At 49.9% G+C, this 25,013-nt stretch carries 19 protein-coding genes; 15 read left to right on the top strand and 4 right to left on the bottom strand.

All coding sequences use genetic code 11. The features are described 5' to 3' along the window. The first annotated feature begins 5 nt into the window (after nucleotides 1-5). From rlmB to ACFQ1C_RS13795, 6 genes are all read left to right on the top strand, one after another. Nucleotides 6-743: a 23S rRNA (guanosine(2251)-2'-O)-methyltransferase RlmB gene (rlmB, locus tag ACFQ1C_RS13820; RefSeq protein ID WP_379559254.1), complete on the top strand. Its 738-nt coding sequence runs from the start codon at nucleotides 6-8 to the stop codon at nucleotides 741-743. 346 nt (nucleotides 744-1,089) lie between these two features. Next, nucleotides 1,090-1,953 (top strand): DMT family transporter, encoded by an 864-nt coding sequence (locus ACFQ1C_RS13815; protein WP_379559253.1) that lies wholly within the window; start codon nucleotides 1,090-1,092, stop codon nucleotides 1,951-1,953. A gap of 258 nt (nucleotides 1,954-2,211) precedes the next feature. Next, complete coding sequence (rpsF, locus tag ACFQ1C_RS13810; RefSeq protein ID WP_379559252.1) at nucleotides 2,212-2,637, top strand: 30S ribosomal protein S6; 426 nt, start codon at nucleotides 2,212-2,214, stop codon at nucleotides 2,635-2,637. A 27-nt stretch (nucleotides 2,638-2,664) separates the two neighbouring features. Next, a complete protein-coding gene (rpsR, locus tag ACFQ1C_RS13805; RefSeq protein ID WP_188628650.1) occupies nucleotides 2,665-2,892 on the top strand; it encodes a 30S ribosomal protein S18 in 228 nt (75 codons plus the stop codon). 39 nt (nucleotides 2,893-2,931) lie between these two features. Next, a complete protein-coding gene (rplI, locus tag ACFQ1C_RS13800) occupies nucleotides 2,932-3,381 on the top strand; it encodes a 50S ribosomal protein L9 (RefSeq protein ID WP_379559251.1) in 450 nt (149 codons plus the stop codon). Between the two features lie 96 nt (nucleotides 3,382-3,477). After that, on the top strand, nucleotides 3,478-4,215 hold the full coding sequence (locus tag ACFQ1C_RS13795) for a ferredoxin--NADP reductase (protein WP_379559250.1): 738 nt from the start codon (nucleotides 3,478-3,480) through the stop codon (nucleotides 4,213-4,215). A gap of 109 nt (nucleotides 4,216-4,324) precedes the next feature. Here the strand turns inward: ACFQ1C_RS13795 and ACFQ1C_RS13790 are convergent, their stop codons facing one another. Further along, on the bottom strand, nucleotides 4,325-4,492 hold the full coding sequence (locus ACFQ1C_RS13790) for a hypothetical protein (RefSeq protein WP_379559249.1): 168 nt from the start codon (nucleotides 4,490-4,492) through the stop codon (nucleotides 4,325-4,327). Between the two features lie 210 nt (nucleotides 4,493-4,702). Between ACFQ1C_RS13790 and ACFQ1C_RS13785 the strand changes: the two genes are divergently transcribed. The 6 genes from ACFQ1C_RS13785 to ACFQ1C_RS13760 all read left to right on the top strand — a co-directional run bounded on the left by ACFQ1C_RS13785 (nucleotide 4,703) and on the right by ACFQ1C_RS13760 (nucleotide 12,618). Continuing rightward, nucleotides 4,703-5,635 carry an NADP-dependent oxidoreductase gene (locus ACFQ1C_RS13785; RefSeq protein WP_379559248.1) on the top strand — a complete coding sequence of 311 codons (933 nt, stop codon included), beginning with the start codon at nucleotides 4,703-4,705 and terminating at the stop codon, nucleotides 5,633-5,635. A 31-nt stretch (nucleotides 5,636-5,666) separates the two neighbouring features. Then, complete coding sequence (locus ACFQ1C_RS13780; RefSeq protein WP_379559247.1) at nucleotides 5,667-8,477, top strand: M16 family metallopeptidase; 2,811 nt, start codon at nucleotides 5,667-5,669, stop codon at nucleotides 8,475-8,477. 66 nt (nucleotides 8,478-8,543) lie between these two features. Beyond that, on the top strand, nucleotides 8,544-10,133 hold the full coding sequence (gshA, locus tag ACFQ1C_RS13775) for a glutamate--cysteine ligase (protein WP_379559246.1): 1,590 nt from the start codon (nucleotides 8,544-8,546) through the stop codon (nucleotides 10,131-10,133). A gap of 601 nt (nucleotides 10,134-10,734) precedes the next feature. Beyond that, the gene (locus tag ACFQ1C_RS13770) at nucleotides 10,735-10,899 is read left to right on the top strand and encodes a DUF5522 domain-containing protein (protein ID WP_379559245.1); all 165 of its coding nucleotides are present in this window, start codon (nucleotides 10,735-10,737) and stop codon (nucleotides 10,897-10,899) included. A gap of 115 nt (nucleotides 10,900-11,014) precedes the next feature. Then, a complete protein-coding gene (locus ACFQ1C_RS13765; protein ID WP_379559244.1) occupies nucleotides 11,015-11,770 on the top strand; it encodes an ABC transporter substrate-binding protein in 756 nt (251 codons plus the stop codon). Further along, nucleotides 11,767-12,618 carry an alpha/beta fold hydrolase gene (locus ACFQ1C_RS13760; RefSeq protein WP_379559243.1) on the top strand — a complete coding sequence of 284 codons (852 nt, stop codon included), beginning with the start codon at nucleotides 11,767-11,769 and terminating at the stop codon, nucleotides 12,616-12,618. Before ACFQ1C_RS13765 ends, ACFQ1C_RS13760 begins: the two co-directional genes overlap by 4 nt. 287 nt (nucleotides 12,619-12,905) lie before the next feature. Here the strand turns inward: ACFQ1C_RS13760 and ACFQ1C_RS13755 are convergent, their stop codons facing one another. Together ACFQ1C_RS13755 and ACFQ1C_RS13750 are read right to left on the bottom strand one after the other, a co-directional pair. Then, nucleotides 12,906-16,835: an autotransporter family protein gene (locus ACFQ1C_RS13755; RefSeq protein WP_379559242.1), complete on the bottom strand. Its 3,930-nt coding sequence runs from the start codon at nucleotides 16,833-16,835 to the stop codon at nucleotides 12,906-12,908. Between the two features lie 392 nt (nucleotides 16,836-17,227). Next, on the bottom strand, nucleotides 17,228-17,974 hold the full coding sequence (locus ACFQ1C_RS13750; protein ID WP_379559241.1) for an outer membrane protein assembly factor BamD: 747 nt from the start codon (nucleotides 17,972-17,974) through the stop codon (nucleotides 17,228-17,230). Nucleotides 17,975-18,086: 112 nt separating this feature from the next. On the opposite strand from ACFQ1C_RS13750, the gene rluD reads away from it, so the two are divergent. The 3 genes from rluD (at nucleotide 18,087) to clpB (ending at nucleotide 22,857) form a co-directional block, all read left to right on the top strand. Next, entirely contained in the window at nucleotides 18,087-19,067 is a 981-nt protein-coding gene (gene rluD, locus ACFQ1C_RS13745) for a 23S rRNA pseudouridine(1911/1915/1917) synthase RluD (RefSeq protein WP_379559240.1), read from the top strand. Nucleotides 19,068-19,098: 31 nt separating this feature from the next. Further along, nucleotides 19,099-19,836, top strand: coding sequence for a peptidoglycan editing factor PgeF (pgeF, locus tag ACFQ1C_RS13740; protein WP_379559239.1), 738 nt, complete (start codon nucleotides 19,099-19,101; stop codon nucleotides 19,834-19,836). Between the two features lie 447 nt (nucleotides 19,837-20,283). Then, nucleotides 20,284-22,857, top strand: a complete 2,574-nt coding sequence (gene clpB / locus ACFQ1C_RS13735; protein WP_379559238.1) for an ATP-dependent chaperone ClpB — start codon at nucleotides 20,284-20,286, stop codon at nucleotides 22,855-22,857. 137 nt (nucleotides 22,858-22,994) lie between these two features. On the opposite strand, the gene ACFQ1C_RS13730 is transcribed toward clpB, so the two are convergent. Beyond that, nucleotides 22,995-24,194: an NnrS family protein gene (locus ACFQ1C_RS13730; RefSeq protein ID WP_379559237.1), complete on the bottom strand. Its 1,200-nt coding sequence runs from the start codon at nucleotides 24,192-24,194 to the stop codon at nucleotides 22,995-22,997. Nucleotides 24,195-25,013 lie beyond the last annotated feature (819 nt).

Below are 25,013 nucleotides of genomic sequence, written 5' to 3'. Positions count from 1 at the left end.
ATATTATGAGCAATGAACTGATTTTTGGTATTCATGCCCTTGATGCCCTGCTAGAAACGCACCCCGAAAAAGTACTGGAAGTTTGGTTACTGAAAGGGCGCGACGATGAGCGCCTAAATGCGTTGCAAGCGCGCTTATTAGAGGTGGGTGTTAAGGCTCAGCTGGCAAGTCGCTCGGCACTGGATAACAAAGCTAAGGGTGGCCAACACCAAGGGGTGGTCGCTAAAGTACAAGCCGCGCCTATTCTAAATGAAACAGACTTAGCACAACTACTCGCAGGCCAAGCAACGCCCTTCTTGCTGGTGCTAGATGGCGTCACCGACCCCCATAACCTGGGAGCTTGTTTGCGTACCGCCGATGCTGCAGGCGTACACGGCGTGATCGTGCCCAAAGATAACTCGGCAAGCTTAACTCCAGTGGTGCGTAAAGTAGCCAGTGGTGCCGCCGAAGTGGTGCCTTTATTCCAGGTGACCAACTTGGCTCGTACCTTACGTGCGTTGCAAGACCAAGGTGTGTGGGTAGTGGGCACTGCGGGTGAAGCTGACCATAGCGTATATCAAACTAAATTCAGTGGTGCACTGGCGCTAGTGATGGGTGCAGAAGGTAAAGGCATGCGTCGTTTAACTCGTGAACATTGTGACGAGCTAGTGAGCATCCCCATGAGCGGCTCGGTATCCAGCCTAAACGTATCAGTCGCCACCGGGGTTTGCCTGTTTGAAATGGTCCGCCAGCGCGGGCTTTAATCATGCGCTTGGTAACTATTAAAACGCGAAATTAAAGGCTTTTTAGCAACGGAACCCGCGGAAGAACACGGAAAAATAGGGATCAAATCTGAAAGGAATTTTTTGGTAAGGGCGCAAGCGGGATCAAAAGCTATTCTCCGTGCGCAGCGGAACCCACGGCAATTAGTGGGTGTTGGGTTAAGACCTACAGCTCAACACTTATTTTAAAGCCCTATATTTAGCCCTTACCCTTAAATAATCTTTCGTACTTATCTCATATTCATTTTTCCGTGAGTTCTGTGAGTTCCGTTGCAAAAACCTTGAGCCTTAGGTTTTGTTTAGCTACCCCTCACGATTAGGAGTAAACATGCAACAGTTAATGGCTCGCATGGCGGCCGAACGGCAAATGCTGGCCATTTTATTACTGGTGCTGGGCAACTTGATTATCTCGGTTGGCGATGTGCTGGTTAAGTTGCTGGGCCAAACCACGGTAACGCCCTATCAATATGTGGCGTTGCGTTTTTTGCTGACCTCCTTACTGCTGCTGCCATTTTGGTTGCGCTTACCACGCGAGAAAAAAGGCTGGGGCGAGTGGAAAATCCATGTGCTGCGTGGTCATTTGCTGCTGGTGGGCTCGGCCTGTGTGTTTATCAGTTTAATTTATTTGCCGCTAGCCACGGCCAATGCGGTGTTTTATGCCGCGCCCTTAATGACATTGCCGCTGGCCGCGCTGCTCAGTAAAGAACAAGTGCGTTTATCCGCTTATATCGTTAGCTTGCTTGGCTTTGGCGGCATCTTAATTGTGCTTAACCCGGCCGAATGGCATTGGGCGGGCTGGATTGCGCTCCTCACCGCGTTTTCGATGGCGGCCAGCAATGTATTAGTGCGCCGCTTGCCCCAAGGGCGCTCGGTGTTGGCTACGCTGTTTTTAACTCAAGCTTTGGCCCTGCCTATTAGTTTTGCACTGGCTCTGCCTACTTGGCAGCCGTTAACTGCCGATCTTTGGTGGCTGTTAGTCGGTGCCACCTTAGTAGGCATCGTGTATCAGGGCGTGTGCATCTTGGCTTACACCATGGCCGACGCCAGTAAAATTGCCGCCAGTGAGTATTCAGGACTTATCTTTGTCACCATTATGGGCATGGTATTATTTAGCGAATTCCCCGCCATTAACGTCTACCTCGGTGCCGCCGTAGTAATAGTCGCCATCGGCTTACAACGGAAATTGCGTTAAGCAAAGCGGTCAGCTGTCAGATAAATACCAAGACCAAGCCAATACCCACTAAGACGATGCACTGCGCTGTTGGTTTTTGACCGGTCTTTAGCTGAGGGCTGAAAGCTGATCGCTGGCGGCTATAAGTTAAGCTTTCTTTTAAGATATTTATGGCTTACAATCCGCCACCTTAAAATCAGTCGCTTTACCTATTAAGTTCCTTGCCTCCGATGGTGTGACTGAGCCCACGCAGAGGCTATAACCCGTAAGGAGCAATCCATGCGTCATTATGAAATCGTATTTATGGTTCACCCTGATCAGAGTGAACAAGTTCCAGGTATGATCGAGCGTTATACTAGCGCCATCACTACTTCTGGTGGTCAAGTTCACCGCCTAGAAGACTGGGGCCGTCGTCAGTTGGCTTACCCGATCAACAAACTGCACAAAGCACACTATGTTCTGTTGAACGTAGAAGCTGACCAGGCTGTTGTCGATGAGCTAGAAAACAACTTCCGCTTTAACGATGCGGTGCTGCGTAACATGATTATGCGCACTAAGCAGGCCGTTACCGAGCCTTCAGAAATGGCAAAAGCCAAAGATGAACGCTTACCACGTCGTGACGACGCTGCTCCTCGTTCAGAGTCTGCAGACGAGCGTCCACGTCGTGAAGACGCCGCTCCTCGTGCAGAAGCTGCTGCCGAGTAATCCACGTTTTAGCTGAGGAAGATAATCATGGCACGTTTTTTCCGTCGTCGTAAATTCTGTCGTTTCACCGCTGACGGTGTAACTGAGATTGATTACAAAGACATCGCAACACTGAAGAACTATGTTACCGAGTCCGGTAAAATTGTACCGAGCCGCATCACTGGTACCCGCGCTAAGTTTCAGCGTCAGCTGGCTCGCGCAATCAAACGCGCTCGTTACCTGGCCCTGCTGCCTTACACCGATCTGCACAAGTAAGCAGCGGCCTAACTCGCCAATTTTTATAGAGGAAAGGTAATGCAAGTTATTCTGCTTGATAAAATCGCCAAATTAGGCGGCCTGGGCGACCAGGTAACCGTGAAATCCGGTTATGCTCGTAACTTTTTGTTGCCTCAGGGCAAAGCTGTTCTAGCTAACAAAGATAACGTAGCTACGTTTGAAGCGCGCCGCGCCGAACTGGAAGCCAAATTAGGCGAACAGTTGGCAGCAGCCCAAGCGCGTGCCGACCAGCTATCTGGTTTGGCAAACGTTGAAATCGCATCTAAGTCTGGTGACGAAGGCAAACTGTTCGGCTCTATTGGTGCCCGTGACGTTGCTGAAGCCATCACCGCTGCAGGTGTTAAAGTTGCTAAGAGCGAAGTTCGTCTAACCGACGGCGTTCTACGTAACTTAGGCGAGTTTGAAGTGGGTGTGCAGCTGCACGCCGACGTTAAAGCAACCGTTACTATTTTGGTTGTTGCTGCCTAAGTTAGGCCGCTCGTTAAAAAAGCCCGCGCTTGTCGCGGGTTTTTTATTGCCTGCAATAAGGCTACAGTGGAGTCTGGCCTTTAGGGAGAGACAAACATGGCAAATTGGGTCACAGGTAAAGTGAAGAGCCGAACACAATGGTCGGATACGCTATTTTCTCTGGTTGTCGACGCCGACGTCGCGCCTTTTAAGGCGGGGCAGTTCACCAAACTGGCCTGGCACACCGACGATAACAAAGTGTCGCGCGCGTATTCTTACGTTAATCCGCCAGGACAAGACAGCGAATTTTATGTGATTTCCATACCAGAAGGGCAATTAACGCCGCATTTAGCTGATCTTCAAGTCGGTGACGAAGTGCTCGTAGAACACTCGGCGGCCGGTTTTTTAACGCTAGATGAAGTTCCCGAGGGGCGAGATTTATGGCTGATGGCCACCGGCACCGGCGTGGGCCCCTTTGTGTCTATGCTTGCCGAGGGTAGTTGCTGGCAGCAATTCACTAACATAGTGTTGGTGCATGGCGTGCGCTTTGCTGACGAGCTAGGTTATCGCGAACGTATTCGCGAACTCACCCAAGATCGGCTGAACTTTCAATATGTTCCTTTTGTCTCACGAGAAGCCGCGCCAGATGTAGAGACAGGCCGCATTACCCACGCCATTACCAATGGTAGCCTCGAGCAAAAAGCCAACCTGACCTTTAGCGCCGAACACAGCCGCGTCATGCTCTGCGGTAACCCACAAATGGTGCGTGATACCTTAAATGAGCTTAAGCTGAAGGGGCTGCAAAAACATCTGCGCCGTAAACCCGGCCAAATACTGATGGAAAATTATTGGTGAAGAGATAGCTATCAGGCTTTAAGCCGTCAGCTATCAGATTAGTAATATGATAAGTGACGGCTATCAACTTTAAGCTGACCGCTTAGGGCTGATAGCTTAAAGTCATGTTTCAGCTCGTTACATAGATCATTAGGCTCAAAAAGGCGGCTAATCCCCAGCCAAGGGCGATAATCCAATAAAATACGCGCGCGCCCTGTTTAATGGGGATCTGGTTATAACGTAAAAAAAAATACCAGAGCAGGGCGGGTAACAAAGGTAATAAAAACAGTCGGGTCATGGCGACAAGCCCTCTATATATAGTGGCAGAATACAAAACGTTGCGTCTACCCGTGCACTGTAACAATTGAAACCGTGCTGAGCTAATTATGATCACTCATCGATTGAGTCCATACTGTAGCGCTGGGCCAAACCCAGCACAAAGACTAGTGCAGTAGCGGCTGCGTTGCGAGCTGAGCCTCGCTTATTGTAAACGGATAAGGAGTACCGCATGAAGCAGTTGGTGATTAAAGCCTTTGGTGATGCCGATCAGTTGGTATTAACCGAGTTGGCAGTTGACACGATGGCGACTAATGAAGTTCGCGTAAAAATGCACTACGCTGGCGTCAATCCCGTGGATGCAAAAACACGAGCGGGTTTAGGCTGGGGAGCCCAAGCCATTAAAGACCGCCTACCGTGGTCGCCTGGTTTTGAGGTAATGGGCACGGTACAAGAAGTGGGTGCCGAGGTAAGCATTCATCAGGCAGGGGACCGCGTAGTGGGGCTGCTGACAGGAGGAGGCTATAGCGAAGTGGTAATCGCACCAGCTAATGCCTTGGTGCGTGTGCCTAAAGAGGTGAGCGATGAAATGGCGGCGGGCTTATCGCTGGCGGGAATGACCGCTTGGCAGGGCTTAACCGAGCATGGCAGCCTAAAAGCCGGCGAGCGGGTGTTAATCTCTGCTGCTGCCGGTGGCGTAGGCCATTTAGCTGTGCAGCTAGCCAAAGACTTAGGCGCCACCGTCGTTGCCTTGGCTTCGCCCAATAACCACGACTTTTTGCGTGACCTAGGTGCCGACGAGATCATCGATTATCGAAATGAGGCACAATTAGCAACGCTGGAACCGGTCGACTTATTGTTTGATTTGGTAGGCGGCGCTTCTGGTCTTGCGCTGCTGTCGTACTTGCGCCACGGTGGACGAGTAGTGACGGTGCCCACTATTACTGCTGAGCAAGTGATTACAGCGGCTAAGTCACAAGGCTTAAGCGCGACCGGTATGCTCAAGCACAATGATACTCAGCAGCTGGCATTATTAATTGACGCGGTTGCCGAGCAGCGGTTACGAGTAGAGGTGAGTCATGTGTATCCGTTGGCCGAAGGTGCCGATGCTCATCGCCAGGTTGAAACCGGCCATACCCGCGGCAAAATTTTGCTAAAAGGCTAACCGGTTAAACTCGTTCATATAAGGAAACCCCATGAAGTTTTGGTCTCTGTTATTGCTGTTGTGCCCCATAGTGGCAACGGCGGCTCCGGTGTTAGTGAAGCAAGTCACGCAGTCGGAAGACGGCTTGGTGATCCCTTATCAGGAGTATCGACTGGATAACGGGCTGACCCTGTTACTCAACACCGATAAATCTGATCCGGTGGTACATGTCGAAATGACCTACCATGTTGGCTCGGCGCGCGAAGAGCCAGAGCAAACCGGTTTTGCCCATTTTTTTGAGCACATGATGTTTCAAGGCTCAAAGCATGTGGCGGATCAGGAGCACTTTCGCCTGATCAACGAAGCCGGTGGCACCATGAATGGCACCACCAACCAAGACAGAACTAATTACTTTCAAACCGTTCCTGCTAACCATCTTGAAAAAGTATTATGGCTAGAGGCGGATCGCATGGGGTTTCTGCTGGAAGCCGTCAGCCAGCAAAAATTTGAAATTCAGCGCGATACCGTTAAAAACGAACGTGGCCAACGTATCGACAACCAGCCCTATGGCTTGGTGGGCGAGCGCATGGGCGAGCTGCTGTATCCCCGAGATCATCCTTATAGCTGGCAGCCCATTGGCTATGTTGAAGACTTAGACCGCGTCAATGTTGAACATTTAAAGGCGTTCTTTACACGCTGGTATGGCCCCAATAACGCCACCTTGGTGATCAGTGGCGACTTCGATACTCAGCAAACGCTAGACTGGGTAGAAAAATACTTTGGCTCCATTCCAACCGGCCCCGAAGTGACCTCGGATAAGCCTCAGCCTGCCACGTTAAGCGCAAGTCGTTATCAGACGCTGGTCGACTCGCGAATTCGTATGCCAATGTTGTATGTGTCGTATCCTACCGTATGGCTGGGTCACAAAGATGAAGCGGCACTCGACGTGTTGGCCAACGTATTGGGCGGCGGCAAAAGCTCACTCTTGTATCAAGAGTTAGTAGAAACGGGTAAGGCGGTGAGCGCCGGTGCCGGCCACTATTGTGCTGAGCTTGCCTGTACTCTAAGCGTGTGGGCTTATAGCAACCCGTCTGAAGACGGATCACTGGCACCGCTTAAGGCAGAAGTAGACCGTATAGTTGGCGAACTGGCCGAGCGCGGTATTAAAAAAGCCGACGTAGATAAAGCGGTGACCGAATTGCGCGCCAATCTTATTTTGGGGCTCGATAGCACCAAGGGTAAGGCTCGACAGTTGGCCTTAGGCCAAGTATTAAAAGACGATCCCCTGTTTGCCATTAATGCGTGGCGCCAGTTAGCTCAGACGACACCTAAGCAGGTGACGGCGGTCTATCAACAATATCTGCAAAACCAACCGGCAGCCGTATTAAGCGTGGTTCCCACAGATAAAAATGACTGGCAAGTCGCCAAGCCAAATTACGTGACCCCTGAACGAGAGCTACCGACCACAGAAGAGCAAATTGTTGCCAACGTGCCCGATCGTCAAATAAAAGACGACTTCGATCGTAGCCAAATGCCTGTAGCCGCAGATCCCGTCACCATTAAGGTGCCGACCCTATGGCAAGACACTTTGGGTAACAATATCCAGCTGCAAGGTATTGTTAATGATGAAATTCCGGCGGTCTCTATTATTTTGGCTTTCCCCGGTGGCCAGCGTAGTGAAAAACCAGAACAAATAGGATTAGCTAGTCTCACCGCTGACATGATGAATCAAGGCACCGAGCGCCTGAGCTCCGGTGAATTCAGTGAAGCGCTAGAAAGACTGGGTGCGAGTGTGAGTGTGAGTAATGGGTTTTATACCAACCTGATTAACATCACCACCATGACCGAAACCCTGCCACAAACACTTGCCTTGGTAGAAGAGTTATTGCTGAAGCCTGGCTTTCGTGAACAAGACTTTAAACAGGTGAAAACCCGTGCCTTAGAGTCCATGGCGCAAAGTCGCCATCAGCCTTCTTGGCTGGCGCAGCAGGCATTTCGCCAGCTCATGTATGGCAACACCCGCATGGGCTTGCCCGATGAGGGTCGAACAGCACAAGTGGAAGCCATCACGTTGGAACAGGTGCGTGACTATTATCAGCGATACTACAATCCCGCTAATGGTCATGTGCTGATAGCTGGAGATGTAGAGCAGGCTCAGGCCAAACAAGACTTTGCCTTTTTAACCCAGTGGCAAGGTCAAGCCGCCAATATGCCAGAGGTAGAAGTTAATCCCCAACCTGGCAAACCCGGTATCTATATTGTCGATGTGCCGGGAGCGGTGCAGTCGGTGCTAAGAGTGGGCCATCGCGCACTGCCAATAGATGCCACCGGACCTTTCTTTCATGCCAATTTGATGAATTTCAATTTAGGCGGCAACTTTAACAGTCGCATTAACCAAAACCTACGTGAAGATAAAGGTTACACCTACGGTGCCAACTCTTACTTTACCGGTAACCGTGATGCGGGAGTGTTTTTGGTAGCAACCGATGTGCGCGGTGATGTCACCGCAGAAGCCATTAAGAATATACTGCAAGAGTTTAAACAGTTTGAAAAAGAAGGCCCTAGTAAGGCTGAGTTGGCTTATTTGCGTAGCAGTTACTCGCAGCAAGATGCGCTAGCCTATGAAACCCTTAGTAATAAAGCCGGCTTCTTACTGCAATTAGCCATGATGGAGCTATCACCAGACTATCTTGAGCAGCAGCAGAAAATTGTGAGCGATGTAGATGCTAAGGCATTAACAAAGCTTGCTAAGCAGTGGCTTAACCCCAGTAATATGGTAATAGTAGTGGTGGGTGATAAAGCTAAGCTTGAAAAGTCACTCTCTGAGCTCCATTTACCATTACACGACTTTGTCATTGAATAACGAGGCCAGACCTCTCACCTACTGGCTCCAATCTCGGAGCCAGTAGGTGCAAAAAGGTAACTAATAATGACTACAACTACATTAACACTGGCCGAACGAATTCAAGCTTGGCACCAGCCAGAAAGCCTGCCGGCAATTAAGGGTATTCGCCGTGGAATAGAGCGCGAAAGCCTGCGTATTAAGCCCGATGGCAACTTGGCACAAACCGAGCACCCCAAGGCGCTGGGCTCGGCACTGACTCACGGCAGCATCACTACCGATTTCTCCGAGTCGCAAATGGAGTTCATTACTCCGGTTTCCGACTCGGTGGATATTTTGCTGGCGCAATTAGGCGATATTCACGGTTATGTGATGCGTCATTTAGGGGAAGAGCAGCTGTGGCCGCTTAGCATGCCATGCTTGCTAAAAGGCAGTGATGAGCCGATCCCGCTCGCGCAATATGGCAGCTCAAATGTAGGGCGCATGAAAACCCTATATCGCCAAGGGCTGCACCATAGATATGGCAGCCGCATGCAGGTTATTTCGGGCGTGCACTTTAACTTCTCTATGCCCGACAGTTTTTGGAGCGAGTGGCACCGCCAAGAAGCTAATAACGACATTTTGCAGGACTTTGTGTCTGAGAAATACTTAGGACTGATCCGTAACGTCTATCGCTTTGGTTGGTTGATCCCCTATTTATGTGGTGCCTCGCCGGCCTTGTGCGGCTCATTTTTAACGGGTTCTAAGCATAACTTGCCTTTCGAGCGCTTAGGTAAGGGCACGCTTTATTTACCTTATGCCACCTCGCTGCGTTTATCCGATCTGGGCTATACCAATAATTCACAGGCCGATCTTAATATTTCTTCCGATAGCCTCGATCAATACGTGGCCTCGTTACGCAAAGCTATTGGAACTCATGAGCCTGAGTTCGCCAAAATTGGCGTTAAGGTAGGCGGTGAATATCGTCAGTTGAATGACAATGTGCTGCAAATAGAAAATGAACTCTATGCGCCTATTCGACCGAAACGCACCGCAGACAGCGGCGAAAAGCCCACAGATGCACTTAATACTCGCGGTATCGAATACATAGAGCTGCGCTCCGTAGACGTAAATCCTTATTCTGCGGTGGGCATAGACGCGTCGCAAATTCGCTTCTTAGATACCTTCTTGCTGTGGTGCTTGCTCTCTCCTTCTGCGCCGTTAACCGAAGAAGAAAATGCCCTTAACCGCCGCAACTTTAATAAAGTGGTGTTAGAAGGACGCAAGCCGGGCCTTGAGTTAGAGGTGTTTGGCGAAGGCTCGACCACGTTAACTGCATTAGGCGAACGCTATTTTGGCGAGCTAAAAGACGTGGCCGACTTGCTGGATGCTTGTTGTGGCAAAGGCTGCTACGGCAAGTCGCATCAACAACATTTGGCCGCCATACAAGATCCTTCGCTCACGTTGTCGGCCAAATTGCTTACGCAGTTAAAAGACGCAGAACAAGACATATTGCCGTTTGGTTTGGCGTTGTCTAAGCGCTATCACGATCAGTTGCAGCAAAGTCGGCCACTTTATTGGGAAGACAGCTATTTTGACGAAGAGGGCAGCCGTTCGCTCGCTCGCCAACAAAAAATAGAGCAGTCAGACAGTGTTAGCTTCGACACTTTCTTAAAAGACTACTTCGCTAAAGTCTAAAAATATAACCCCATTTGCAACGGAAACCACGGAACCCACGGAATCCGCGGAAAAATAGAGATCAAATCTGAACATGATCTTGATGGTAAGGGCTGAGACTAAACATATGCAAAAGTGACAGGCGAAACTGCGACTGAATATGTAGCCTAGTTTGGATGTTGTCCTTTAAGTAACCCCGCATAACTGGTGTGGTTCTGTCGTCATTCCCGCGAAGGCGGGAATCTAGGGCCTGTGGCGCAGATTTGTCAGCCTGCGCTTTTCCTGCAAAGGCACTGGACCCCCGCCTTCGCGAGGGTGACGAGAAAGGTAAACCTGCCTCATAATCCACATGAGTTACGCGGCTTTACTTATGCCGTCTTACCGGGCTCGCCCCGGTATCTCGTTTTTTGGGCTTATCTTTTGTAGGGTTCATATTTTAGGTAAGAGTATTCGACCGCTGTTATGTTTTGTAGTCCCACGCTTTAGCTGTGGGTTCTGCGAAGCAGAAAGAAAGGTTAGGGTTAGCCCTCCCCCATAAAGGTCTCTTTTCTGTGTTATCTCGTGACTCTCGCAACAAAGAAGCGTGGCGAAAAATCTTTAAATGTATTAATCAGAGAAATATATGAATCAAGAAGTCCCGCCAGAGCCTGCACCGTTGCGGGAACATGAAGATTACTACATCGAAAGCGGCTTTTGGGTATTCACCGAAAAATACCACCTAGACCGCGGCTATTGCTGCGGCAACGGCTGCCTCCATTGCCCTTACCCGATCAAAAGACAGCCATAAGCTATACGCCGTACGCTATACGTTAAAGACAAACATCATCTTGATAGCGTACAGCGTACGGCGCATAACGTAGGGCGTAAAACGTACAGCTGTCCAAAGGGTTTAGGAGAATTAAATGCGCGTGGTTTGTATGGTGCCATCTTGGACCGAAACTCTGATTGCCTGTGGCGTTAATGTAGTAGGGCGTACTCGTTACTGCATTCATCCCGCAGAGCAGGTGGCCGATATCGCCGTAGTGGGCGGCACCAAAGATGTGCAGTGGGACAAGGTCTCCGCGCTGGCACCGGATCTGGTGATTTTCGATAAAGAAGAAAATACCCGAGAAATGGCCGACAGCTGCCCGTACCCTTACTTCGCCACTCATGTGGAGTCGGTGCAAGATATGCCAAGCGCACTGCGTTTATTGGCGCAACAGCTCAACAACCAAGCCTTAATCGAACTGGCAGCCCGCTTTCAATGGCTGCTTAATCATCCCGTCGCCATTGAGCCTGACGCCTTGCCATTGCTCGCACACAAAGACGCCGCAGCTAATTCAGTGTTAACAGACGAGCGGCCTTGGTTGTATCTGATTTGGCGTAAGCCCTATATGAGCGTCGGCCGTCATACCTTTATCTATTCGGTCTTTGCGCACTTAGGTCTTGGCCATAAACTGCTGGCCTTTGAGTCTAATTACCCAGAGCTGAGTCTCGAAGACATCGCAGCGCTTAATCCAATACTGTTGTGCTCCACCGAGCCTTATCCCTTTGCCAAGCAACTAACCACCACCCAACAAGAGCTACAACAACCCGCCGTACTCATCGACGGCGAGCCGCTGTGCTGGTACGGCATTCGCTGCCTGCGCTTTCTCGAATCAAGAATGGAGTCTTTATGAAAACCAGCTTTAGCCTTGCGGCTCTCTTGCTTGCCAGCTTAATACTGACCGCTTGCAGCGCTCAATCCGCAGCCCAGCGCAATTTACAAACCGAGCAGCTAGCCGCACGAGGCAATTTAACCGCCCTGGCGGTAGATACTCGCTTGCCGATTAAAGCCTGGGGGCGCATAGCAACCGGCTCACCCATACATGTCTATATAGAAGGTGATGGCCGCGCTTGGCGTAATAGCCATCTGCCATCCCTCGATCCTACACCTCACGACCCGGTAGGCCTTAAATTAGCCGCCGCCGATACACACAGCTCTGTGTTATATCTAGGTCGCCCTTGCCAGTATCTAATGGATGCCACGCGCGGTTGCCATTTTAGCGTGTGGACCGATCGCCGCTTTGCGGAAACCGCCGATATTAAAGCGGCACTGCAACAGTTGGCTGGCGAGCAAGAAGTCATACTCATCGGCTTTTCTGGCGGCGCTAACATTGCCATACAGTTAGCGGCCCAGTTTCTGCAGGTGAAAGAGCCGCATATGAAAGGGCCACAAGTAACAGGCTTAGTCACGGTTGCCGGTAACCTAGACGCGGAGAGCTTCAACCGTTTTCATCGTACTACACAAGAAAACTATGGCCATAACCAAGCTCTACTAGCAGCGTTAGCAGACTTACCACAGCTGCATTACACCGGCCGTAAAGATAGAATAATACCGCCTGAATTAACGCACCAGCAGTTAGCCGGCATACAAAATAGCCACTGCGTGCAAATAGATGAGGTCACCAACGCCAACCACAATGGCCCTTGGCAGATAGACTGGTCGGCATTTTCCGCACTGCAAAAAGCCTGCGGCGGTAAATGAATAATGTTGAATTTTTAGTGTTGAATGTTGAGTGAAAACCAAACAACAAGCGCCCGGCTCCCAGCGCCCAGTTAAGAAGAGCCCCGCATGTTTCTGTAGCTTCGCGCTTTGAGCGCTGAATTCTGCGTAGCAGAACGGTTAGGTCTCCCCTGCATTCAACAAACAAAAAAGCGAACCCTAAGGTTCGCTTTTATTTATATCACAGAGTTAGTGTTTAACTTTTTCTTAGTTTAGCTTTCAGCTTAACTGGACGCTTGGTGCTGGGCGCCGGGCGCTAATTTTTCGGCTTAGAAATCCCAGCGGAACTTCAGTGCGCCAGAGTTGGCGTCAAAGCCATCGCCATTCCAGTTGTAGTTGTACTCGGCACTCACGGTAAGGTTTTCACCGCTCATGATGTCTAGACCTACACCAGCAACGTAGCGGTTTTTCTCAGGCTTGGTGCCAGACACGTTAAAGGTTTCGCTAGGTGCGGCGGCAAAGGCTACAGTGCTGTTTTGAGCTTCGGCTTCAAAGTCATGGAACACGCCCAGGTTAACGCTAGGTGTAACCATGGCGCGACTCAACTGATAGTCTTTGCTTAGCTCGGTGCTTAAACCCATTTCGAAGCGGTTGAAGTTTTGGCTATCAACCTTCAAACCTGCCAGACCCGTTTCGGTGTAGCCGTCAACGGACAAGCGAGATGCATCTACAGACAAAGTCGGCACTAAACGAGTACCAGGAGCGATGTCGAACTGGTAACCAGCACCTACACGCGCACCGTACAGGCTGCTGTCGTAGCTAGAAGTTGTGCCAATGTTACGGCTACCGTCGTTATCGCCCCAGGCGTAGTACACCTGACCGTCTAACAAGATTTGCCCCATAGACTGTGCCGCATAAGCGGTGGCCATGTGGTAGTCAGAGTCGGTATTGCTGTTGGCCGTTTTGCTTTCTGAAGCAATAAAGCTATAGGCGCCACCCACCACCAGGCCATTGTTTAGTTCGGTATCGGCACCCAACACAAAGCCATGGCTGTTTACATCATAAGCATTGCCGTCACGGTTATCTTGCTGACCTTTAGATACCAGGCCTTGCATCCACAAGCCGCTGTTATCCAACGTATCACCAGAGGCCAGACCACGGGCGCGAACCGAAATTTGCGAGCTGGACTGGTTGCTGGCATTCATGGCACCGGCTACGCTGGCACCGGAAACGTCTGGTAGTAGAGCGGAGAAGCTTTCGGGACTGCCATCCAGGCTGTTCAGCAACTTGGCAACGTCTGGGTTGTTTTGGGCTAGCTTGTCCAGCTTCTGCAGAGCAGCGGCCAGCACAGTAACGTTTTTAGCTTGCTGTCCGCTTAGCTTGCCATCGTTTTCATGTTTCTGTGCCTGCTCAATAAAGGAAGAGCGATCAAAGGTCAGCACCAGATTACCGGCGTCGTTGCGCTCAGCGTTGGCCACTGTCACCAGGCTGGAGCTCACCACATACTTAACATCGGTATCGGTCAGGGTACCACCAGCATTGACCTTCAGCAGTTCAACCTGCTCGCCGTTCTGTACATAAAGGTTGCCCTTGGTCAGATCGATCAACACCTTACTGCCTTCAGCCAGGTTGATATTGTCGGCGGTCAGGCTGGTTTTAGTGTGCAGGCCCATGGCCAGGGTAGAGCCGGCGGTCTGCATATAGTCACCGACGATGGACTGATCACCTTCAACATAGAAGGTACCGCCGTGGTTATCCACGTTGCCCTTGATTGAGCCGCCGGTGTAGTTGGTGCGGGTCACCTTGTTCATGCGCAGCGCGGTGGCACCATTCAGCTCTCCGGCCAACTGGTTGATAGTGAGATTACCGGTCACATCGTCGGCTATATAAATACCGGTTTCAGTACCACTGATGGTACCGTGGTTGGTGATGGAGGCATTGGCAGTTAGGTTAGACAAGTCGATGCCTGCTCCTTGGCTCAGAATGCTGCTTTCAGCTTCATTAACGATACTGCCATTAAAGATTGAAGGGCGTTTGATTACTTCTAGCTGGCTGCGATCTTCTTCCCGTATATTTGGGCCTTCCCAAGTGTCGAGAATCGTGTAGGCGCCGCTTTCTTTATATCCGCCGGTCAGAGTAATACCGCTTTTTACGCCCTGAATGTTGCCCTTGTTAATGATATTACCATCAAGTTCAGCACCCTCATTTATAATTACAGCATGTTCACCAGCCTTAATATTACCGCTGTTAACGATATTCCCTTTTAAAGTACTTTTTTGAGTTTCCCATTCGCCCTTGTAGGTGCCCAAGTAACCATCTAGTAAATTTTCCCAGATAGCTTTTTGAACATAATTTTTTTCGCCCGTAAGCTCGATACCGCTACCGCTTGCTGTGATTTTCCCATGATTTAGTATGTCGCCTTTCATATCAACGCTATTCAGATAAATAGCAGTACTGTCTCCTGTGTAGGAGTCTGAGGAGATACTATTGATATGGCCGGTTTCTGTGTTAAGGATATTGCCTACAATCTTGGACACAATACTACGGTGAGTTGAGCTCTCACCATGAACGCTTCCCTGTTCAGGAAGTTCACTTTTATCTAAACTAATCGTCGATTGTTCATGCCCACCATGGATAGCAATGCCACTGCCGTAGTTGCTATTAATACTGCCAGCATTTTTTATATTTCCAGTGAAATTTATGGAGTCAAGCAATAAGCTATCACCGTTACTGTTAATGCTCGCATGCTGTGTATTAATAATATTACCAGTTGCGATACCTATCCCCATAGTTGAAGCACTTTCATGATGAAAGTTGTCATCTTCTCTGTTGTGTTTAGTTGTTCCTGCGCCTACAAAGTTACCTGTTATAGAAACGCCTTTTCCCATTGAATTGATACTACTTTCGTTGACAATATTGCCTTCGAAGTCCGCACCCTCTATATCTATAGCGCTAGACGTATACTCGGCCTGAATATTGCCTGTGTTCACAATATTGCCCTTCATGGAGCCGTGACCAGCGGTGTTAGTCCAAGCGGACTGGCCATTTTCGTCTGTATCGGTCCAGTTATGCTTGCTGCCATCTACGACAATGGCACCCTTAATCAGACCATCGTTGATAATATTGCCGAGTACTTGGCTACGCTCAACCAGAATGGCGACTTTGCCACTGTTATAACCGAACTCGTTTTCATTGCTTATTTCGCCGGTATTGACGATATTGCCTTCAAAGCGAGTCTCGCTCAGTACGATGGCGGCCTCACCGGTGACATCTTCTTGGTAGTAGCCGGATCCATGGCCAACTTGTAGTAGACCGCTGTTGTCGATATTACCCTTGAAACTGCCACCAGAAACTAGGATGGCGCGCTTATCACCCACAATCACTGGTCGGTTTTCTGGATCGTTACCCAAAGCTTCGTTGATAATAGCGCCGACAAACTTGGTGTCGATCAGCTCAATACCGTTAGTACCGCCGCTGATTTCGGAAACCGCATTGCGCGAGCTGTTGATAACGCCACCACGCCATTCAGCATCTCGTACCGAAATGGCCGCGTCACCGGTTGAAGCGATAAAACCTCCGGTCATCGGGGCCTCTGTGCCACTCCAGTCTTCATTGATAATCACTCCATCAATGTTGCTGTCGCTGATATCGATAGCATTGCCACCGGTAAGATAAGTCTTACTGACGTCGTCATAAAATTCATCGACAACAATTTCGCCGCCGTTGTTGGTCAGCAACTCCTTTTGATCCAGAAAAATGTCCGGGATTGGCTTGTCGTTAGGCAGTACTTCAAATTCCACACCGGCCAGCTTGCTGTTGCTGATTTCGATGGCGGCCGCGCTTCCGTTATGCTCGATGTGAGAACCGTTGGTTTCGATAATGGTGGCTCTGGATGTCACATTATCAAATATGAAGGTGCTCTCACTGCCGGTGGTCAGGAACTCCTCACGGCTCGAGTCGATATCCTGCAAGTCCATATCCATTTGGTTTAGGTCAGCATTACGGATTTCCAGCAGCGACTCATTATTACTTTGGTAAACGGCAATTGGGCCTGACGGGGCTTTTTCGAAAACTTCATTGATGGGGGAGGTTTCGTCTTCAAACTTCCGGGTGTCGGTGTCGGTGTCGGCACTGGCGCTGCCTACGCTGGCGTAGCCATCGAGAGTAAGAGAGCCGTAGTTGGTTGTGGTCTGCGCTTGAGCAGAGAAGCTAATAGCCATGGCAACGGCCATAGCCAGCTGTGATTTATTGAACGTCATTGAGTTCTTTCCTTGTTATTGGTTTTTATTCGGTGCTTACCTATGCTCTGCGTGTGCGTGTGCGTGTTGCTGAGGCTACAGGCGGGTAATACCCGCTTTTTCTTTCGGGCTAATGCGACAAAAGGCGAAATAAGAAAGTATGAGGGAGTACCTAGATCTAGCTACAGCTACAGTACTCGCCGTACAGTAACGGCGCTCCTCAAACGAGGCTATTTAAGACATGTAATTTTTTTATTGCAATTGCTTTGATGAGTTTGCAATGCAAATTGAGGGGTTGGTGGCAAAAGTTGACGCAGCGTGATTGTGTTGAAGTAGATGGCAGGCAATAAGATGACGAAACAGTAAAGACAAAAAAGCCCGCAGATGCGGGCTTTTTTGTTGCTGGCAGGTGTTTAACTGGCTGCGAAGTTAGCGCGCAATACCGCTTTGGCGTTATTGGCCATTTCAGTTAAGCCTAAGGTGTTATAGGCATTTACCATGAGTTCTAGTGCGGGGCGCAGGGTGTCGGTGTCGGGATACGACTCAACCACAAATTTTGCGCGGTTGGCGGCGGCTAGCCAAGCGCCGCGCTTTATATAAAACTTTGCTACGGCTAAGTCGTATTGAGCTAAACGATTTTTCAGGCTTATCATGCGCGCACGCGCATCGGCTGCATACACGCTGTCGGGGTATTGGCGTAATAATTGACGGAAATCAGCAAAGGCTTGGCGTGCATAGGCAGGGTCACGGTCGGTTCTGTCTATGTTAAGCAGTTCTTGAAAGAAATTATGATCGGTCGCCATGTTGGTTAAGCCACGCATATATTGCGCATAATCCACGCTAGGATGGTTAGGGTTTAGGCGAATAAACCGATCAATGTTGGCCAAGGCGCGCGCGGTATCGTCTTGCTTGTAGTAGGCATAAATCAAATCAAGCTGTACTTGGTTGGAGTAAGCCCCAAACGGATAGCGAGAGTCCATTGCTTCTAGCAACTCGGCTGCGCGGATATAATTAGCCGATTGTAAGCGAGCTTGTGCATCTTGATAGAGCACTTCTGGCGGCTCATCGGGTACTTCGTCTTTCTTGGTACTAGAGCAGCCGGTGGCGGTTAATGCCAAGGCGAGAGTCAAAGTGAGCCATACGCTTCGTTGTTTAGCCATGTAAAGAGTCCATTTTTGCGATTTAAGCGCGAAGTTTGCGGAAACTGATTAACTCAGCGTCAAGAACAGCTAGAATACCCAATTAAACATCATTTGGTAACCAGTCGTCACTATGAGCCAGCAAATTGAATTAAACGGCACCGTCGCCGATCACCAGTTCGGTCAGCGTTTAGATCAGACGTTGGCAGAAATGTTCCCTGATTATTCCCGTACGCGCATAAAAACTTGGATCCAGCTAGACCAAGTGCGCCTTGATGGCGAAGTCGCCAATAAGCCACGCGCTAAAGTCGTATCAGGCCAGCAAGTGCTCATTAACGCCGAGCTGGAAGACGATGTGCGTTTCGACCCCGAAGATCTCCCGCTTAATATTGTCTATGAAGATGATGACATTATGATCATCAACAAGCCCGCAGGCTTAGTAGTACACCCAGGAGCGGGCACGCCAGGCGGCACTATGCTGAATGGTTTGTTGCATTATTGCCCGAGCCTTGCCGAAGTGCCGCGTGCTGGCATAGTGCACCGATTAGACAAAGACACTACCGGCTTAATGGTAGTGGCTAAAACGATACCGGCACAAACGCACTTAGTCACGGCGTTGCAAGAGCGCAACATTACCCGTGAATATGAAGCGGTGGCCATCGGCCATATGACCTCCGGCGGTACGGTAGATGCCAATATTGGTCGCCACCCCACCCAGCGTATTCTAATGGCGGTGGTGCCGTCCGGCAAACCAGCTGTAACGCACTATCGAGTAATGGAAAAGTATCGGGCTCACACTCGGCTACGCTTACGTCTAGAAAGTGGTCGTACTCACCAAATTCGCGTACACATGGCGCATTTACAACACCCGTTAGTAGGCGATCCTACCTACGGTGGTCGTCTTAAATTACCGCGCAGTGCTGAACCTGAGTTGCGAGACTTTTTACGTAATTTTAAGCGCCAAGCATTACACGCAGTATTGTTGCGCTTAGAGCATCCGATTAGCGGTGAGGTCATGGAGTGGCAAGCGCCATTGCCCGATGACTTTGTGGCCTTAATAGAGTTACTTAAGGCTGATACCACGGCCCATCCGGATGACTTGGTGTGGACTTAAGTTCTGGCGCTAAAGCAGTGGACCTAAAGTTATGGACCTGATCCAGCCTAATTGGCCTGCACCGGCTACTGTGTTCTCGGCGCAAAGCACCCGCGCCGGTGGCATTAGCCCGGCACCTTTTACTAGCTTAAACTTAGGGGCTCATGTTGGTGATAGTCCCACCAACGTGGAAGCAAACAGGGCGCAGCTAGCTGCGTGTTTAAGTTTGTCTGCGCCATTGGTATGGCTAGAGCAGGTGCACGGTACTCGAGTGCTCACGCTGCCCGATACAACAGGCAATTTAACCGCCGATGCGGTGGTGAGCCACGTATCTGGGCAGGTGTGTAGCATTATGACGGCCGACTGTTTGCCGGTATTGTTTTGCGATCAAGCGGGTACGGTAGTGGCGGCGGCGCATGCGGGGTGGCGTGGGCTGGCGGCGGGGGTATTAGAGTCCACCTTACAGGCCATGGAGGTTGATCCCGCTACTGTCATGGTGTGGTTGGGGCCGGCTATCGGTCCTACTGCCTTTGAAGTGGGTGGCGAAGTGCGAGCGGCATTTATGGCTTATTCGCCACTGGCCGCCGGTGCTTTTGTGCAGCACGGCGACAGCATCGCCGATAAGTGGCTGGCCGATATTTATCAGCTGGCACGCTTACGGTTAGCGACCGCTGGCGTCAGGCAGTGTTATGGCGGTGACTATTGCACTTATACTGACCGCGAGCGCTTTTTCTCTTATCGACGAGATCAACAAACCGGCCGCCAAGCCAGTTTGATCTGGTTGGAATAAAATCAGCGCCGAGCACCAAGCGCCCGGCGCCCAGCTAGACAGAAACACCGAAGCCAAGATCAAACCCGAACCTAAAACCTTCTTTGCCACGGAATCCACAGAACCCACGGAAAAATTAGGATGAGATAAGGTCGAAAAGTGAAAAATTTATTGTGTAAGGACAATCCCGCAGCTATAAGCTGTCTCTTTGGTCTTACTTATAAAATATCTTTTCAGATTTGATCACTATTTTTCCGTGGGTTCTGTGCTCTCGTCGCAAAGAGTCGTTGCGAGAAAGTCTTTAAGGTTTTTAAAGTACTATGTTTAGCTCGAAGCTTGGCGCTGTGCGCTGTAACTTATTTCCCCCTAAAGCTTGATATTTGACCATTACCCCCCATCTTTAATAGCAGATAATACTTATTTTAATTCCTCGTCAGTCAACTGGCGAGTTGTTGGAGGAAGGATCTGATGCGACTCGATCGTCTTACTAGTAAATTTCAATTAGCCCTGCAAGATGCTCAATCTATGGCGGTGGGGCGTGATCATGCCTATATAGAGCCGGCACACTTATTAGTGTCCATGCTTAACCAAGAAGGTGGCACTTTACGGCCCTTGCTGACCACATCTGGCGTGGATGGCAACACCTTGCGTGCGGAGCTGGATAAATCACTCGGCCGTTTACCTAAAGTTAGCGGCGGCGACATGGATGTGCAAGTGTCGCCAGTATTGGCACGTTTGCTTAACCAATGCGACAAATTGGCGCAGCAGCGTAAAGATGCCTATATCTCGTCCGAACTATTCTTGCTGGCAGCGGTAGATGAAAAAGGTGAGCTGGGCGAATTGCTGAAACGAGCGGGCCTCACCAAAGACAAATTAAGCGCAGCCATTGAAAATGTGCGTGGTGGGCAAAAGGTAGACGACCCTAATGCCGAAGAAAACCGTCAAGCATTAGAAAAATACACTATCGATCTTACCGAGCGGGCCGAGCAAGGCAAACTGGATCCGGTGATTGGTCGTGACGATGAAATTCGCCGTACCATTCAAGTACTACAGCGACGCACCAAAAATAATCCGGTGCTGATTGGCGCGCCCGGTGTCGGTAAAACCGCCATTGCCGAAGGGCTGGCTCAGCGCATTATTAATAACGAAGTGCCCGAAGGGCTAAAGGGTAAGCGGGTATTATCCCTTGATATGGGGGCGTTAATTGCTGGCGCTAAATATCGCGGCGAGTTCGAAGAGCGTCTTAAGTCACTGCTTAACGAATTAGCCAAAGAAGAAGGGCAGGTGATCCTGTTTATCGACGAGCTGCACACCATGGTCGGCGCCGGTAAAGGTGAAGGCGCTATGGATGCAGGAAATATGCTAAAACCTGCGTTGGCGCGAGGTGAGCTGCATTGCGTGGGAGCCACCACCCTGGATGAATATCGACAATATATTGAAAAAGATGCAGCGCTAGAGCGACGTTTTCAAAAAGTGTTGATCAACGAGCCTTCGGTGGAAGATACCATCGCTATTTTACGCGGCTTAAAAGAGCGCTACGAGCTGCACCACCATGTGCAAATTACCGATCCGGCCATAGTGGCGGCGGCAGTGTTGTCCCATCGCTATATCGCCGACCGGCAGTTACCCGACAAAGCGATTGATCTAATAGATGAAGCGGCATCAAGCATTCGTTTGCAAATTGACTCCAAGCCCGAGCCGCTGGATAAGCTAGACCGACGCATCATTCAGCTTAAACTCGAAGAGCGGGCGTTATTAAAAGAAGACGACGAAGGCAGTTTAAAGCGCTTACAGCTGATCCGTGATGAGCTAACAGAAAAAGAAGCCGAGTATGCAGACCTAGAAGAAATCTGGCTGTCCGAAAAGGCGGCCATGGCTGGTACTCAACATATCAAGTCGGAATTAGAACAAGTGCGCCGCGAGCTCGAAGTGGCAAGGCGAGCCAGCGACTTGGGCCGCATGTCTGAACTGCAATATGGGCGCATTCCCGCGCTAGAAAAGCAGCTGGACTTGGCTGGGCAAGCAGAAATGCAAGAACAGCACCTGCTAAAAAACCGCGTCACCGAAGAAGAAATTGCCGACGTGCTGGCGCGCTGGACCGGGATCCCGGTGGCGAAGATGCTGGAAGGCGAAAAAGACAAGCTGTTACGCATGGAAGACAGCTTGCACGAGCAAGTAATCGGCCAAAACGAAGCGGTAGATGCGGTATCTAACGCCATTCGTCGTAGTCGCGCCGGTTTGTCTGATCCTAACCGTCCAGTGGGCTCTTTCTTATTTATGGGGCCAACGGGGGTGGGTAAAACCGAGCTGTGTAAGGCGCTAGCCGATTTCTTATTCGACAGTCGCGATGCCATGGTGCGCATCGATATGTCGGAGTTTATGGAAAAGCACTCGGTGTCGCGTTTAGTCGGGGCGCCTCCTGGCTATGTTGGCTACGAAGAGGGCGGTTACTTAACCGAAGCGGTACGCCGCAAACCTTATTCGGTGATCTTGCTTGATGAAGTAGAAAAGGCACATCCCGATGTGTTCAATATCTTGTTACAGGTATTAGACGATGGCCGTCTCACCGATGGCCAGGGGCGCACCGTCGATTTTCGCAATACGGTAGTGATCATGACCTCGAATATCGGGTCTGACTTGATCCAAGAGCATAATCACGACACCGCCTATGATGAAATGAAAGAAATGCTGATGGGCGTGTTAAGCCATCAGTTCCGTCCTGAGTTCATCAACCGCATTGACGACATCGTGGTATTCCATCCGCTGGCGGTCGAGCAGATTAAGTCTATCGCTCGTATCCAGCTGCAAGGCTTGATGTCGAGATTAGAAGATAAAGGCTACGAGGTAACGGTAACCGAACAGTTGTTAGATAAGTTAACCCAAGCCGGGTTCGACCCGCTATTTGGTGCGCGGCCCTTAAAGCGAGCCATTCAGCAAAAAATCGAAAACCCGCTGGCACAAGCTATTCTGTCCGGTAAAGTAGTCCCCGGCAAACCGCTAGCGCTAGACACCGACGAGAACGGACTTATTTTTAAGCAGTAACTTAGCGCCGAGCGCCCGGCGCCAAGCACCCAGCTAAAGATAAACCAAACGGCTAAAACTAAAAAAGCACCGAACCCAAAAGTTCGGTGCTTTCTTGTTTAACTTATAGCTTACAGCTGATCGCTTACGGCTTTCTTTTAACCCGGATGCCCATCAGCTCTAGGTTGTGTCAGTATCGGCCAGTATACCCAGCAAAAAATACCATAGGCCGCAATCCAGAGCGCCGCACTGCTGTGATAAGCCTGCATGGTCATACTCGGGGCAATCATAGGTAACACGCTACGTAACACTGCCGCCAGTATGATCAATACAAAGGCGACCACCATGGCACGAGTGACTTCTAACTTACGACCCGAATGACCCAACGACACTCGGGCAATCATACCCAGCACCACAGCCCCTAACGCACCTGCGGTTAACCAATGGCTGGCCAAAGACACACTAATGCCCATCCTTAGTAGCGCAGCTGCCAAGGTCAGCAAACCTAGCGGAATAAATAAATAACCAATGTACAGCACCCACAGCAACGGCACGGTACCGGTTAACTTGTAATTCCAGCGCGATAAGCGATAAACATGCGCCACTGCTGCGACCACCAGTAACAGTGCTAGCAGTGCATTAGTAACAGGTGTGCGCGGCAACGCTAACCAAGCAAACACCGACAACCAAACCGACACCAAGCTCAACTTTTCTAACCACGATATCGGCGCTACTTTTTCAGTATTGGTGGCACGAGCAGTAAAGAAGGGCACCACCCGACCACCCATTACCGTAATTAACGCGCAAAGTGCTAATGCCATAGCAATAAAAACGCGCTCGCTCAGCAGCCAATTACCACTTATAGCAGCGTAATAGCTTAGGGCGTTCAGTAAGGTGAAAAACATAAACAAAGGTACAAAGAACAAGTTGCGCCATTGCTTCGTCTTCAATACAGGGAGAGCTAGCATGCCCGCTACTATAGGTAGCCATAATAAATCCAGCGTGATCACCAAAGGATTAAGCTCGCCGCGCAGTGGCATCAGTAAACGAGGTAATAGCCATAAGCCGGCAACAATCGCCAGTGGCCAGCTCTTAATGCCAGGTACACCGGTCCAGTTTTGCATCGCCGTCACCACAAACCCCGCGACTATGGCTAAAGCAAAACCAAACAACATCTCATGGGCATGCCACCAAATCGGGTTTTGCACCCCAGGTAATGCGTCCACTCCAGACAGCATAAGAATCCATAACAGCATCGCCAGAGCAGAAAATAATGCACCACCTAGAAAGAACACCCGAAAGCCTAGCCTAAACAAGGGCCATATTTTGTTCTCTTTATTTGTATCCAGTATTTGCATCCGCTGCCACCTTTAATGGTATTTAATATGCATATTATATATGTGGCTTCAGATAAAAAACCGATCTGGATCAAAATAAGCGAAGAGGATATGAAGAGGAGGAGTGAAGGGCGAAGGGAACAACATTCAAGAGTAAACCCAAGATCATTTTTGCCACGGAACCCACGGAAAAGAAGATAGTAAGGGCATGAACGAATTCTTACTTGGTCAGACCTGAACACACCGGTGAAGTGGGAAGAGAAACACCAACATCAGAGTAAGTAAGTGGGAACCGTTGGTTTTCCCTTCACTCTTCACTAATTGCTGCTGTTATTGCTCTTTGTCCGTGGTTTCTGTGGGTTCCGTGGCAAAAAATAGCATTGGGGGTTGGGTTTGGCCTTATGTTTTCAGTTCGTACTGGGATTATCTTTAACTTCCAGCTTAAAGCTGACCGCTTATCGCTATTTTTTGTGGGTAACTCTGTGTGTAACCTGTGCTAACGCTGGGTGTTTGAGCAGTCGGCCATTAAAGTGCTATTTATCGCTACAAAGCCCTTGCGCTAAAACGAGGCTTCCCTATAATGCGCATCCACTGACACGGGGCAAGTCGCTCACGGTCACAAGGGTTTGTAAGAACGGAAATTAAGTTCGAAGCAAACACTTGACGAATGCTACGGAGTGCGTAGAATACGCATCCCTGACCTGAGATACGGTCAACGCTCTTTAACAATTTATCAAGCAAACTGTGTGGGCACTCGCAGGTCGTTGAGAACAAAAAAATATTGTTTTTTCAATGTCTTGTGAAGTGCACCTAGAAATAGAAGTACATCAGTAATTCATT

The sequence above is a fragment of the Oceanisphaera ostreae genome (genome assembly GCF_042676125.1).
Taxonomy (GTDB): domain Bacteria; phylum Pseudomonadota; class Gammaproteobacteria; order Enterobacterales; family Aeromonadaceae; genus Oceanimonas; species Oceanimonas ostreae.
Note: the sequence above shows the minus strand (reverse complement) of the source record. Positions and strands in the feature narration are given on the sequence as shown.